The sequence below is a fragment of the Acidobacteriota bacterium genome (assembly GCA_018001935.1).
Lineage (GTDB): Bacteria > Acidobacteriota > JAAYUB01 > JAAYUB01 > JAAYUB01 > JAGNHB01.
This window is the reverse complement of the sequence record JAGNHB010000002.1, coordinates 70924-84144: the sequence shown is the minus strand read 5'-3', so window position 1 is coordinate 84144 and position 13221 is coordinate 70924. Positions and strand designations below refer to the sequence as shown.

Sequence of the window (13221 nt, the reverse complement as noted above, 5' to 3'; positions counted from 1 at the left end):
CATCAATCTTTCGGAAGCCGGGGATGATGGTCCTCCCCGCCCGAACGGGCGGGCGGGGCGTGCCAGTTCGCCGGGGGGACCACTTTCGGCCCGGCGGGGTCGCCGAGGTAATGGGGCGACATGATCTGGACGCCGTTCTCGTTGAAGGTGTCCTGGATGCGGGCGTGCAGCTCCGCCAGGACGAAGATCCGCTGGTCGGCCTGCTGCAGGTAGGCGTTCACCTGGTACTCCACGTAGAAGTCCGACAAGGCGGTCTGGATGACGAAGGGGGCCGGCTCCTTCTTCAGCCCGGCGGTGCGGGCGACGGCCTCCAGCAGCATGGCGTGGACCTGGCGCCACGGGGTGTCGTAGCCGATGGTGACGCTGGTGTAGACGATCACCCCCTTGTCCTCCACCAACCGGGAAAAATTCGTGGAAGTGCCGCCCAGGAGCACGTTGTTGGGGATGTTCACCTCTTCGCGCTGGATGGTCCGGACCTTGGTGGACACCATCCCGATGGTGGTCACCGTGCCCTCCACCTCGCCGACCCGCACGTAGTCCCCGACCGTGAAGACGCGGGAGAAAACCAGGATGAAGCCGCTGATGAGCTGGGAGACCAACCCGGACGACCCCAGCGAGATCAGCAACCCCGCGAAGATCCCCAGGGCCTTGAAAACCTCCGAGTCGCTCCCGGGGAGATAAGGGTACACCAGCACCAGGGTGAGGGCCCAGAGGACGATCATGATGAGGCGGCGCATGGACGGGGCGGTGTCGGGGTAGAGGTTGAGACAGGGGACGGAGACGCCGCGCTGCTCGACGAGGGTGAAGGCGAAGCGGATGAAGCGCGAGACCAGACGGGCCAGGAACACGATGATGACAACGACGAGCAGTCCGGGCAAGGCGGCCCAGACGCCTCGGCCGACGAAGGCGAGGGCGTTGAGGACCACCCCCCGGGCCTCGTCCCCCCAGGGGCGGGTCAACGGGAAACGGCGCAGGCAGAACGTCACGCACATGTTCACCAGGGCGACGACGGCGACGACGAGGGCCAGCCGGTACACCATGTTCAGGACCATCCGGAGCGGCCGTACCAGGATCTTGCCCACCTCCTCGTCCAGGTCCTTCAGGCGCTCCGGGGAGAGGTCCGCGAAACGGGTGTCCAGGCGCCGGTAACCTTTCACGCACAGCCACGCCAGGAACGCGCAGATCACGACGGCCAGGAGGGACAGGGCGACCCCTTCGAGGACGATCCGGGGCCGGCGCTGTTCCCGGATGGCCTCCAGGGCCTCCCGGAGACGGCTCTCCGTCTCCGCGCCGGCTTGCTCGAGCGTCTGCTCCAGGAGGAGGTCCAGGTCTCCTTCGTGCAGGTTGAACACGGCCTTGTCCGCGATGAACACCCGCTGCTCGTCACCGACCCGGGCCAGCCGCACGGGTCCCGTCACGTCCGCTTCGACCAGTTCGGCGATGCGATCCATGGCGGCGGCGGCCCGCTGGGCGGGGGAGTAGCCGCGCCACTCGCACCGGAGCACCGCGACGGTCCGGTTGGCGACGACGATCCCGGCCGGTTCCGGCCTTGCCTCTTTGGTATGGGACTGTTTCGGCCCGGGAAGGGGCTCGACGGGGATCGCTTCCAACGTGGCCGGCGGGGTGACGGGTTCCGGCAGCGGGGAGGGTCCCGCCGTGACGGGCGTCAGGGTTCCGGGAGCCGGCGAGGGTTCGGCCGTGACCGCGGAGGCGGCGGTATGCAGGGGCGGATTCGGTGGGGTTTTCGAGGGGGACTGCCCCGCCGGCCAAACCGCGAGAACAACGAAAATCGTCAGAACCATCGGCACGACAGGCAGGCGTCTCCGGTTCATGGTTGGTGCCCTCTCATGGCCGAGTCCTCTCGAATGATCTGCACGCCGTACTCGTTGCCGGGGGTGATCTCAGTCCGGCAGATAGTCGCTGATGTTGGTCAGCTTCCAGGGGTTCTGGAAGGCCTCCAGCTCGATCTCCCCGGTCTTGTCGTTGACTTTCAGCTGCATGACCGGCAGCAGCGTGCCCGTGCTCTTGCCCTTTTCCGGGCTCAGGATGATCTCGAAGGCCGACAGGTTGTAGTCCGAGGAGCGGCTGTCGGACCACGCCTCGCCGAAGCGGATGGGCCGGTCGGTTACCATGCGGAGTTTCCGGCTGCCATCCGGCTGTTTGAACTCCCGGATGTACTTGATGTCGAAGCCGAGGGTGCCGGAGATGGCGATGCGGCCGTGGGACTGCAGCTTGCTCACGGCGTTGTGGAGGCCTTTGGGCCCGTCGGCCTTGAAGGCCTCGAACAGGTTCTTCTGGTCGTCGGCGGTGCTGAATTCATAGATGATGATGGTGATGCTGGCATGCCTGCCCAGTTGGGTGCTCTCACCCAGGGCGACGGCCTCGATACGCTCGTACTTTTCCTTGGCGAGGGCGGTGAAGCTCGCCGCCAACAGGAATCCGGCGAGGAGAAGGGTGACGAGAATCCGGTTCGTTCTTCGATCCTGTGTCATGGCAACCTCCTTGATGAAATAGTGTTCGGATCATCCGACGCGAGATTCCGCGCGAAAAGCCCCGCTTGCGGGGCGAATGAGTGTGGCCCGGGGCGAAGGGCATTCCACTGGAGCCCGCGAAGCGGGCGAGTGAGTGTAGCAGGGTGAAGGGTATTCCATTGGAGCCCGCGAAGCGGGCGAGTGAGTGTAGCCCGGGGCGATGGGCATTCCGCCGGAGCCCGCGAAGCGGGCGAGTGAGTGTAGCCCGGGGCGATGGGCATTCCGCCGGAGCCCGCGAAGCGGGCGATTGAGTGTAGCCCGGGGCGAAGGGCGCTTCGCCCGAGCCCCGGGACAGGTCGTAGGCGTGGTCCGGAGCCCCGCTCGCGGGGCGATTCATGGTTCTCTGGGATCTGAATTGATATGTCGTATTTGGCAACGCTCGGGTCCTTGTTGAATCGCCCCGCAAAGCGGGGCTCATCGTTTTATTTCCGCTTCTTCCCCGGGGCTCGGGCGGGGCGCCCGTCGCCCCGGGCTACACTCAATCGCCCCGCAAGCGGGGCTCCGGTCGCGTCTCTGACCCTCTCCCCGGGGCTCGGGCGGGGCGCCCTTCGCCCCGGGCTACACTCAATCGCCCCGCAGGCGGGGCTCCTTCCCTTTCGTGTGGTTCGTGGTTCCTTTCCGGGTTATCCGGTTTGGCTCCGAATCAATCCTCCTCCTCGATGAGCGCCTCGATTCTTCCACTTCGGACCGCTTTCGCCAGGGCGGTGTAGTCCTTCTCGTTCTGGTCGGCGTAGGCCAGCGAAAAGTCGGCGACCGCCTCGTCGAACGCGTCGCCGCGCCCCAGGTAGCCGGTGATCACCGCGGGGTCGCTGCCCCGCGCGTGACAGAGCGCCAGGGCCCAGCCGCACCACATGGCGTATTGATACATCTCCGCCTTCCCGAAGGTCTCCACGGCGAAGCTGATCTTGCAGTCCCGCAACTGGCGGACGTAGAAGTGAAGGCCCGTGGGCCCCTCCATCCACCCGAGAAAGATGTCGCTGGCGGGCTGCATGAGGCGCTGGCCGTTCACCACCCGCTGGCCGTGGTTGGGGAAAACGCTCGGGCCCGCGAAGGCCTCCAGCACCGAGGCGCGCGCTTCCTTGACCTGGAGGAAGAGGGGGTCCCCCTCGCCGGCCTGGAGCAGGACGATCCAGCAGGCCGTGCCCACGCTCCCCACGCCCACCACCTTGATGGCGGCGTCCTTGATCTCGTAGCGGTCGAGCAGCACACGGCAGGACGGCGCCAGGGTTTCCCGGTACCGGGCGAAGGTCTCCGCGACGGCCTGGTGGATCTCCCCCGGCGTGTGACCCTTCCAGTGGAAGATCGTCGGGCGCTGGTCGCGGATGAGCGGCTTCCTGCTCTCCGCGTCCGCCAGCTTGGGGAAGACATCTTCGGCGATGGTCTTTCCGCGTTCCTTCTCCAGCCGCCGGATGGCCCGGCGACGTAACCGGTCGTCCTTTAGGGTGGTGATCAGGGTATCCGAATCCAGGGCCAGATACCAGAGGTCCAGCACGCGCATCGTGCTGAACTCGGCCATGTGCTCGCGGTAGGAGCGGACGCACCGGAGGGCCGCCTCCCGGGCCGCCGCCTCGGAGAGGCCGTTGTCCCGGCAGCCCACCACGAAGCTGGCCGCGAGCCGCTTGACGTCCCACTCCCAGGGTGCCGGGAGGGTCTCGTCGAGGTCGTTGATGGAGAAGATGACCTGCCGTTCCGGCGTGGCGAACGCGCCGAAGTTGCACAGGTGCGAGTCCCCGCCGCACTGCACGCGGAACCCCGAGTTCGGCGTGTTCGCCAGGTCCGTGGCCATGTGGAGGGCCGCCCCCCGGTAGAAGGTGAAGGCCGATCGGACCATGCGCCCGTGGCGCAGGGGGAGCAGTTCAGGGAGCCGGCCCTCTTCCGCCGCCAGCACCAGGTCCACCGGGTCGGGTCGCCCGGCGGGCGCCTTCCTCTTCGCGTGCGCGGCCCGCGGGCAGGCTCCCCGCAGGCCCTTGCCCAGGGCGAGCCGCTCGTCACGGGAAAGGTGGTGGGTGAACGACGGGACTTCCGGCCCCGGGCTGGTTTTCGAGGGTTTCTTTTTCATGGCGAACTCCTGTTCTGATAAAATTCCACGGACCACAGCCATCTCCTGTCCCATTTTGCCGGCAGTTGACGCGAACATCGCGAATCGGGAGTCCGGGACACGATCCGTGGATCGGGTAACAACGGTACAGTGGAATGATTCGTTCTATCCATTCGCATCATTCACGCGCGACGCCCTTTGGGCTTTTCTTCGAGCCCGCGAAGCGGGTGATTGAGTGTAGCCCGGGGAGATGGGCGCTGCGCAGGAGCCCGCGAAGCGGGTGATTGAGTGTAGCCCGGGGCGATGGGCGTTTCGCCCGAGCCCCGGGAAACCGCGGCAAAATGAACCGGAGCCCCGCTTGCGGGGCGATTCGTTTCCATGACTCAAACATTCCGGTCTCCTGGTTTATCACAAAAATGATCTCAATATGGTTTGGGACGATGATTCTCGGGATGCGACGGCATTCCTCCGGCCCAGTCCAGCCTCATTTCCAAATGAATTTTTCATCATATGCGATCCCGTGTTTTTGCAACATCCGGAGGAATTCCTCCTGAAAACCCATCCTTCGGTGGTGTTCCTCCTGCCCCTGGATATACTCCCTCACTCTACCGATCGCGGACAGGCTGACGGAGAAGGCCCCATACCCCTCCTGCCAACCGAACTCCGGAAGGTCGAACTCCCGATGCACCCACCCGGAGGAACGGCTCTTCAAGTCGGAGGTGCTTTTTTAAGGCCTTCTCCATCTTGATTCGCCCCGCAAGCGGGGCTCCGATTGCATCGCTACCTGTCAACCCGGGGCTCGGGCGGGGCGCCCGTCGCCCCGGGCTACACTCAATCGCCCCGCAAGCGGGGCTCCGGTCGCGTCTCTGACCCTCTCCCCGGGGCTCGGGCGGGGCGCCCTTCGCTCCGGGCTACACTCCATCGCCCCGCTTGCGGGGCTTGAAGCCTCCTCAATCCTCTTGCCTTGCGCGTTCACGCTCGCTCGGACGCCACATTTCGTTGGGCTGCACACCTGTCATGAATCAGTTGGATTCACACGATTCTCTGACGATTATAGCCGATTTCCGGAATCCTCGTATTCCTTTGAAAGAACAATCTCGATGATCCCGTAAAATATTCCCTGAAGACTGCGACCGACACGAATCAAGAAACAACAATACATCGAAATAATTAGTATAATTGGCGTTATTCGTGAGTTGGTTCCTTTCGTGTCTTTTCTTCATCGTTCGCTTTCCTTGCGAGCCTCGCATGCGGGGCGATGGGCGTTCCGCTGGAGCCCGCGAAGCGGGCGATTGAGTGTAGCCCGGGGCGATGGGCGCTTCGCCAGAGCCCCGGGAACCGGCGGCAAATTGAAACGGAGCCCCGCTCGCGGGGCGATTCGTTTTCCTGAATCAATCATGACGGTCCGCTGGATAATCACAAAATGGCCTTCTCCATCTTGATTCGCCCCGCAAGGCGGGGCTCATTCCCTCTCGCCATCTCCCAACCCCGGGGCTCGGGCGGGGCGCCCGTCGCCCCGGGCTACACTCAATCGCCCCGCAAAGCGGGGCTCAACGCCCGCGGGTCAGAAGTGCACCCCCAGGTTCAGGCCCAGACGGTGCTGGTTCCTCGAAACGTTCCCGCCCGATTCCCCCGCGAAGGTGTAATCCCAGACGAAGCCGAGGGAGACCACCCGGCTGAGCGGCTGGCTGATCTCGAGATTGAACCGGAGCATGTGGTTATAGGCGTTCCGGGGGTCCTGGAGGTAGAAGAAAACCTCCCGGGCCCGGAACGCGAAGGGCAGTTTGCAGTCCAGGTCCTGGAAGACCCCGGCGACGAAGTGCCAGCCCCGGCTCGTGGTGTACTCGGCGTACTGGACCCCGGCGAAGGGTCCGACGGAGAGCCGAACACGTCCGCCCTTGAGCAGCCAGTACCCGACCCCGAAGACCTGGTTGGCCTCGTTGAGCAAATTGACGATGGGGTCCCGGTAGTAGTTGGTGTTGGCCTGGAAGAACCACCGCGGCCGGAGGTACCGCCGGAAGCGGAACCCGCCGTCCAGGTTGTCGTCCTTGGCCTTTCGCGAGCCGTCCGCGTTGACGTCGTCCTTCCGGTAATAACTGAAGGTGAGCAGGTACTCCCGGTTTCCGGGGATGGTCTTTTCGGTGCGGTAGCCCAGGTCGAGGGTGACGTCGCTGTCCCTTCCCCTTCGCATCATCAGGCCGAAGCGGAAGACGGTCTGCCACCCCCGGAAGGGTTGAAGAATGCGGAGGAACGCCTTTTCCATCGACCGGGTCCGGGCCGCGTCGACGGCGTCCGCCCCGGAAGCGGGTCCGGCCAACGGCGCCGGGGCGGGGGGCGCGGGGGAGACAGCCCCGGATCCTTGAGCGGGTGCGCCCGCCTCTACGGCGGCGGCCGGTTCCGTGGGGACGGCCGCCGTCGGGGCCGGGGAGGCGCCCCGTTCCAGGCGGGCGATGGCGGACCGGGGCACCGTCAGCACCCCGAAGGCGCTGGAGCGGAACGCCACGGTCTCCGCCGATTCCGAGACAACCGTCCCCGACAGGTGTTCGCCGCCGCGGGTGTAGAGTTCGTCGGCCCGCGGGCCCGACCCGGCGGCGAGCAGGAGACCCAAGAGAGCTATCATCCGCTTCGCACGTTTTCTCATCGTAACCTTTCCGCCCCGGCCTCACCGGGCCGGGATGGGGATGACGGGGAGGGCCTCCGGTTGCCCGGTCTCCATCATCGTGAAAAGGAACATGATGATCATGGACGTCCTCCTCTCAGCGGGCCAGAAGGGAAAGCAGCCCCCACAAGCCGCCCACCGCGAGCAGGGCGGCTAAGGTGATGCTGAGCGACAACCGCGACGGAGTCAGGGTTTCACCCCGCCGGAGCCGGCGCAGGGTGAGCCCGTGCGACACCCCCGCGCAGACCATGGCCACGATCCCGACCACCACCAGCGCCGCGCCGAACCAGATCGCAACCTGGTGCAGCCGGATCGCCTCCAGGTTCTGGTAGGACTGCCGCAGGGAGCGGAAAAAGGCGACCAGGCCGAAGCCGAAGGAGGCCATGGTCAGGGTGGTCCGGACCCAAGCCAGGGTGGTCCGCTCGAGGGCGAGATGGGTCCGGTAGACCGCCATTTTCGTGCGGTCCTCGGCCAGTTGCGTGCGGTCCTCGGCCAACTGCGTGCGGTCCTCGGCCAGTTGGGTGGTCCGGCTCGGCTCGTCGCTGTGTGTTGTGTCCATCGTTGCCTTTCCTCCCGCATTTCGTCAGGAGCCCCCGGCTATTCTCTCACCGGCCCTTCGAACCTCCGGACCCCACGGGGCCTGCCAAACCCCTCGAGGCTATGGTTCCCGCCGGGATGCACCGATTCTTCGATGCCGTGGGCCCCGCCGGGTTTGGCCGACCCGCCGAGGCCATGAGGCTCGTTTGTATCGAAGTCATTTCCGACTCTCAATCGAGCGGGATGAGCGCCTCTTTCCACCACTCGGGAGGCGGCACCTGGGTGGGCGTGAATTCCACGCGCTGCTTGCCCGGGATCGGCGGCAACTGGGCAGCCACCTTGGCCTGCCGGGAGACGACGGCCTCCCGGGTGATGTTGATCACCGTCAGGTCTTCGGCCTGGACGACCGGACCGTCGTACACCTCGCGGAGTTCCGAGAAGAGTAAAGGGACCACCGTCGGCGACAGCAGGGTGTGCCAGAGCACGGCCACGCGAGGTTTCACCAGGCTAAAAACCTTGCCGGCGGCCTTGGGCGAGGTGTGCGCGGCATTGAGCGCAATCGTCGCCCGCTCGATCGAGAGGCCCGATGCCGCCGCGAGCGCCGCCGCCGGCGGGAAGCACTCGTGGATGAGGACGTCGACGCCCTTGCAGGCTTTCACGAGCGGCCAGCACGGGCGCGTGTCGCCGGAGAAGCCCAGCGACACACCGGCGAAGTCGATGCGATAGCCCACGGCGCCGCTGATGCAGTGGACGACGGGAAATGCCGTCACTTTCACGCCGTTCTTCTCGTAGACGACCTGGGTCTTGCTGTAGTCGAACTCCGACCCCACGATCCTCATGCTGTCCGGATTGATGGGCCCGTATCCGGCCGCGGTGTCCCACGCCAGCGCTTCCTCGATCGACTCGCAGAAATGCTTCGTGCCCAGGCGGGGCTCCGTTCCGCTGGGCCCCCACACGTAGACCGGACCGTCCGCCCGCCCCACCTTGGCAAAGCTGCCGCTCAGCGTGAGGATGTCGCTCATGTGGTCGGCGTGCAGGTGCGTGATGAACACCTTGTCGATCTTGTTCACGGGCAGTTTCAGACTCGCATAGTTCGCGAGGGAGCCGGTCCCGAGGTCGAAGACCAGAACGTCGCGCTCGGGATTGCCGACTTCGACCAGGACGCTGGCCGAGGCCTGGGCGCGTGTCGGCCAGGGATTCCCGCTGCCGAGCACCGTCACGCGCAGCTCGCCGTCCGCGAGCGTCTCTTCGCCCGGTACGAATACCTCCGGGTATTCCCGCTTCGGCGTGCCGACGACTGGCGTCCGGGTGATCGCCTTGGTTCCGCCTTCGTAAGCCAGTGCCGGCAACGGGGTGCCCGGCTTCCCGGCCGCCTTGGCGGTCTTGTCCTGCCTTGCCCCCTGAGCCGCGGCACACAAGCCGGTTGCCGCCATCAAGGCCAGCAGGAGCATCTTCCGTCCATGTTTTCGCATAGCATCCTCCGGGTATCTGATAGATAATCTCCGTATGTCAAGATCATCGGGTTGTGTGTTCGACCCCTGCGGGGTCGGTCACGGCCCGGATCGCCGTCGTCACCGCGGGTGCGGCACCCGCGGCTATTCACCGGCGATCCCTTCGGGAACGATCCGCGACCCCGTTGGCCTCCCCGTGTCGGGGCCGTCTGCGCCGGTCAGCCCAGCTACCTGGCCGGCGTGTACTGGACGTTCACGTTGTCGATCCGTCCGTTGAACGCGAACGGCGCCTGGTCGAAATAGTCGGGGGACACCGGCGACCCCAGGTCCGTGCCGATGTCGAGGCAGTCGTTGGCCGTGAACAGCACCGGCGCACTGATGGGCACCCGGCCCCGGGCAACCTCCCGGCCATTCACCTTCAGAACGACCTCGAGCGGTCCGCCCGGTTTTTTCTCCGTGTACCGGGTCTCGACCTCGATCTTCGCCTTGCCGGCGGGCAGTTTCTCCGCGGACCTGATCTGGGTGCGCTGGATCTCGAAAAGGTTGTATTCGTAACAGAGCCGGCCGTCCTTCAGGAAGCAGGACAGGCCGCCGGAGAAGGCGCCCAGCGCATAGAGCACGCCGTTCGCGTCGGCGGGGAGGTCGGCGTCGATGGTGACCCGGTTTTCCCGGTTCCCGAGCTTGGGCGCCGTCAACTCGGGCATGCGCGTGATGTTGCCGGAGAAGGTCCACTCCGTGTAAGGAGAGGCCGGGCCGAGGTCCGGGCGCACCAGGACCGTGAACAGGCCGCCGCCCACCGGAAAGCCCTTGTTTTTGGCAAACTCCATGGTGAAGACTTCCTTCATCTGCGCGAGCTTCTCCGGCATCCGGGCGGCCAGGTCGTCCGACTGGGTCCAGTCCCGGGTCAGGTCGTAGAGTTCCCACTGGTCGTTGTCCGGGGTCCAGGCGAGCTGCCTTTTCTCGTCCAGGAAGCCCTTCGGGATGCCGGGCACCCAGGGGATGCGCGGCCCCATGGTGCAGGCGAACCAGCCGTCCTGGTAGACGCCGCGGCTGCCCATGATTTCGAAGTACTGGGTGTGCCGGACCTCCTTCGCCTTCGCGTCGTTGAAGGTGGAGGCGAAGCTGACGCCGTCGAAGGGGTCCTGGGGAATTCCGTTCACCACCCGCGGCGGCTGGATGCCGACCACGTCGTAGAGGGTCGGCACCACGTCGACGACGTGCAGGAACTGGGAACGCGGCACGGCATCGGGCTTGATCTTCGCGGGCCAGCGGACGGCCAGGGGGTTGCGGGTCCCGCCGAAGTGCGCGGCCACGAGCTTGGTGGACCTGTACGGCGTGCTCCCCGCCCAGGCCCATCCGGCGTGGTACATGTTGTCGGTCTTCTCCGACCCGAGGGCGTCGAGCCCGCCCAGGGACTCCAGGGTCTTGAGATGCATGTCGATGGTGGTGGGGATGCTGTTCTGGGCCAGCAGTTCGCTGATGGTGCCGTTCTGGCCTTCCGCCGAGGCGCCGTTGTCGCCCCAGATGTACAGGATGAGAGTGTTGTCGCCGTAGCCCAGGCGTTCGATCTCGTCCACCAGGCGGCCGACCTGGGCGTCCATGTGCTCGGTGAAGCCGGCGAAGACTTCCATGAGCCGGCGCTGGAAGGGTTTCTCGGCCTCGGGGATCGAGTCCCACGCGGGCAGGGTGTCGGGGCGCGGCGTCAGTTTGGCGTCCGGGGGGATGACCCCCAGGGCCTTCTGCCGGGCGAACACCCGCTCGCGGTACTGGTCCCAGCCGTCGTCGAATTTGCCCTTGTACTTGTCGGCCCACTCCTTCGGCACGTGGTGCGGACCGTGGCTGGCACCCGGCGCCCAGTACATGAAGAAGGGCTTCCCGGGCATGAAGGCCTTGTGCTGCTGAAGCCATTGGATGGCGTCGTCGCAGATGTCCTCGCTGAGGTGGTACCGCTTGCCGTCCTTGGGCTTGTTCGGGTGGACGACGGTGGTGTTCCGGACCATGTTCGGCTCGTACTGCGACGCCTCGCCCGCCAGGAACCCGTAGAAGTACTCGAAACCGTAGCCGGTGGGCCAATTGTCGAAGGGCCCGGCGGCGGTGGTTTCGTTGGCGGGGGTGTTGTGCCATTTGCCCCAGGCGGCGGTGTGGTAGCCGTAGGCCTTGAGCACTTCCGGGATCATGGCGCTGCTCTTCGGCTGAACGCCGGAGTAGCCGTCCCAGTCGTTGGCGAACTCCGCGATCTGGCCCGCGCCCACCCGCTCGTGGTTCCGCCCGGTCAGCAGGGCCGCCCGCGTGGGCGAACTCATGGCGGTGGTGTGGAACCGGTTGTACGTGATGCCCTGTTTCGCGATCCGGCTCAGGGTCGGGGTGTTGATCTCCCCGCCGTAGGTGCTGGCCTGGCCGAACCCCACGTCGTCCGCCAGGACGATCAGGATGTTGGGCGTCCCGGCCGGGAGCCGGCGGGGTTCCGGCAACGGGTTGTAGGTGGACTCCTGCATCGTCCGCCCGGCGATGCTGCCGGACGGCTTCGGCGGAAACGGCAGGCTTTCCTGCCCCAGGAGCGCCTGGGGCGCCCCCCCGGTCAGCACCACCCCCGCGGCGGCGGCCAGGCGCGCAAACCGTTTCGCTGTCTGATCCATGGCTAACCTCCGTATATCAAAATCATAGGTTGCTTCGTTCGTAATTGTCCCGTCGCCCGCCGGGCGACGGGACGATTACATCACTTCTTTCCCCCCGCCGGGAAGAGCAGCGTCAACTGGAGGCGCATCGACCACCGCGCCCCGGTGCTCTCGGGCGTCACCGCGTTGTAGTACAGGGCCGCGCTCCCGTTCACCGGCACCTTCCCCAGTTTGAAGATTTTGCCGAACCCGCCCCCGAAGGGCACCGTCCAGCGCTCCCCCTCGCCTGCCTTCCAGTTGGCCGTGATGATGGGCGAGACAGAGACGTACCAGCCGTCCTTCATGTTGTAATTGACGAAGTACTGGAAAAGAAACTGGTTGACGTCGGGGCGCCCCTCCTGGCCGCCCACCGACCAGAGGTTGTTCACCAGGCCGCCGATCACCCAGTGCCCCGGCATCGTCAGGGCGACGAAGGTGGGGCCCAGGCCCCAGGCCCCCTGGGAGATCATCGGGTCCGTCCCGGAGGGGAACTGGATGACGGGCCCCGCGCCCCAGATGAGCTTCCCCGCCTTGGCGGGCGACAGGAAGAAGCTGGCCTGGATGTCGCCCACCCCGCCCGTGCTTCCCGTCGGCGCCCAGGCGTCCGGCTGGTACAGCACCGGGATGATGGTCCGGGTGATCAGGTTCCAGTTCTCGCTCAGCCGGAAAGGGATGACCGGCTGAAAGTTCATGACGTACTGGGTCCGGTCGTACGGCCCCACGCCGAAGTTGACGTTGTTTTGAAACGGGAAGCTCATCATGCTGGCCACGGGGTTCTGCGCGGCCTTGGCCAGGGCCTCCTTGCTCTCCTCCTGGGCCGCGGCGCCCCCCGCCAGGACAATCAGACCCAATATCAGGATCATCAAAATCCTACGGCTTTGCATATATACTCTCCCTTTCACTTATTCTGTGTATTGCGAAATATTTTCCCTCAACGTTGACGGAAGAGCCCGTGCTCTTCGTCCAGGTCGATCTTTTTCATCCGCAGTTCCTGGATCCAGCTCAGCCCCCGGGTGTCCGACACCTCGTAGAAGCTGAGTTCCGGGGCCCGGGAACCCAGTTCCATGGCCAGCAGCAGCCGATGGAAGAGGTTGGACTGGATGTGCAGGCGCAGGTCCTCGGGTGTGCGCCACTGGTCAAGGTAGAGGATGGCCTTCTCGTTCCCCGACTGCTCGAAGACGGCGCAGTCCATGCACCCCGCGCGCCCGGACAAGAGGCTCTCGATGGACCGGAGGACCCCCAGCACGGCGTCCCGCTTCCCGCTCAAAGGCACGATTTTGAGAATGGTCAGCATCATAACCCTTCCTTTTCGCATGGCCGGTGCCAATCCGGGGCCCGTGCGGGTCATTGC

Annotated in this window: 10 protein-coding genes; all 10 read right to left on the bottom strand. The window is 65.7% G+C overall.

Annotated elements, in window-relative coordinates:
* Positions 1-2: 2 nt before the first annotated feature.
* Complete coding sequence (locus KA419_01330; GenBank protein ID MBP7864563.1) at positions 3-1832, bottom strand: mechanosensitive ion channel; 1830 nt, start codon at positions 1830-1832, stop codon at positions 3-5.
* A 69-nt stretch (positions 1833-1901) separates the two neighbouring features.
* Positions 1902-2492 (bottom strand): hypothetical protein, encoded by a 591-nt coding sequence (locus KA419_01325; GenBank protein ID MBP7864562.1) that lies wholly within the window; start codon positions 2490-2492, stop codon positions 1902-1904.
* A 682-nt stretch (positions 2493-3174) separates the two neighbouring features.
* Entirely contained in the window at positions 3175-4590 is a 1416-nt protein-coding gene (locus KA419_01320) for a DUF2252 domain-containing protein (protein ID MBP7864561.1), read from the bottom strand.
* 463 nt (positions 4591-5053) lie between these two features.
* Complete coding sequence (locus KA419_01315) at positions 5054-5257, bottom strand: hypothetical protein (protein MBP7864560.1); 204 nt, start codon at positions 5255-5257, stop codon at positions 5054-5056.
* Between the two features lie 876 nt (positions 5258-6133).
* Positions 6134-7210 (bottom strand): DUF481 domain-containing protein, encoded by a 1077-nt coding sequence (locus KA419_01310; GenBank protein ID MBP7864559.1) that lies wholly within the window; start codon positions 7208-7210, stop codon positions 6134-6136.
* Between the two features lie 115 nt (positions 7211-7325).
* Complete coding sequence (locus tag KA419_01305; GenBank protein MBP7864558.1) at positions 7326-7787, bottom strand: DUF202 domain-containing protein; 462 nt, start codon at positions 7785-7787, stop codon at positions 7326-7328.
* A 208-nt stretch (positions 7788-7995) separates the two neighbouring features.
* On the bottom strand, positions 7996-9216 hold the full coding sequence (locus KA419_01300) for an MBL fold metallo-hydrolase (protein ID MBP7864557.1): 1221 nt from the start codon (positions 9214-9216) through the stop codon (positions 7996-7998).
* 227 nt (positions 9217-9443) lie between these two features.
* The gene (locus KA419_01295; GenBank protein MBP7864556.1) at positions 9444-11852 is read right to left on the bottom strand and encodes a sulfatase-like hydrolase/transferase; all 2409 of its coding nucleotides are present in this window, start codon (positions 11850-11852) and stop codon (positions 9444-9446) included.
* An 80-nt stretch (positions 11853-11932) separates the two neighbouring features.
* Positions 11933-12730 (bottom strand): neuromedin U, encoded by a 798-nt coding sequence (locus KA419_01290; protein ID MBP7864555.1) that lies wholly within the window; start codon positions 12728-12730, stop codon positions 11933-11935.
* Between the two features lie 71 nt (positions 12731-12801).
* A complete protein-coding gene (locus KA419_01285) occupies positions 12802-13164 on the bottom strand; it encodes an antibiotic biosynthesis monooxygenase (GenBank protein MBP7864554.1) in 363 nt (120 codons plus the stop codon).
* Between the last annotated feature and the right edge of the window lie 57 nt (positions 13165-13221).

What these genes read in the sequence shown, in the direction of transcription:
- KA419_01330 (MBP7864563.1), bottom strand. Translation starts at nt 1,832, where the DNA reads ATGAACCGGAGACGCCTGCCTGTCGTGCCGATGGTTCTGACGATTTTC.
- KA419_01325 (MBP7864562.1), bottom strand. Translation starts at nt 2,492, where the DNA reads ATGACACAGGATCGAAGAACGAACCGGATTCTCGTCACCCTTCTCCTC.
- KA419_01320 (MBP7864561.1), bottom strand. Translation starts at nt 4,590, where the DNA reads ATGAAAAAGAAACCCTCGAAAACCAGCCCGGGGCCGGAAGTCCCGTCG.
- KA419_01310 (MBP7864559.1), bottom strand. Translation starts at nt 7,210, where the DNA reads ATGAGAAAACGTGCGAAGCGGATGATAGCTCTCTTGGGTCTCCTGCTC.
- KA419_01305 (MBP7864558.1), bottom strand. Translation starts at nt 7,787, where the DNA reads ATGGACACAACACACAGCGACGAGCCGAGCCGGACCACCCAACTGGCC.
- KA419_01300 (MBP7864557.1), bottom strand. Translation starts at nt 9,216, where the DNA reads ATGCTCCTGCTGGCCTTGATGGCGGCAACCGGCTTGTGTGCCGCGGCT.
- KA419_01295 (MBP7864556.1), bottom strand. Translation starts at nt 11,852, where the DNA reads ATGGATCAGACAGCGAAACGGTTTGCGCGCCTGGCCGCCGCCGCGGGG.
- KA419_01285 (MBP7864554.1), bottom strand. Translation starts at nt 13,164, where the DNA reads ATGCTGACCATTCTCAAAATCGTGCCTTTGAGCGGGAAGCGGGACGCC.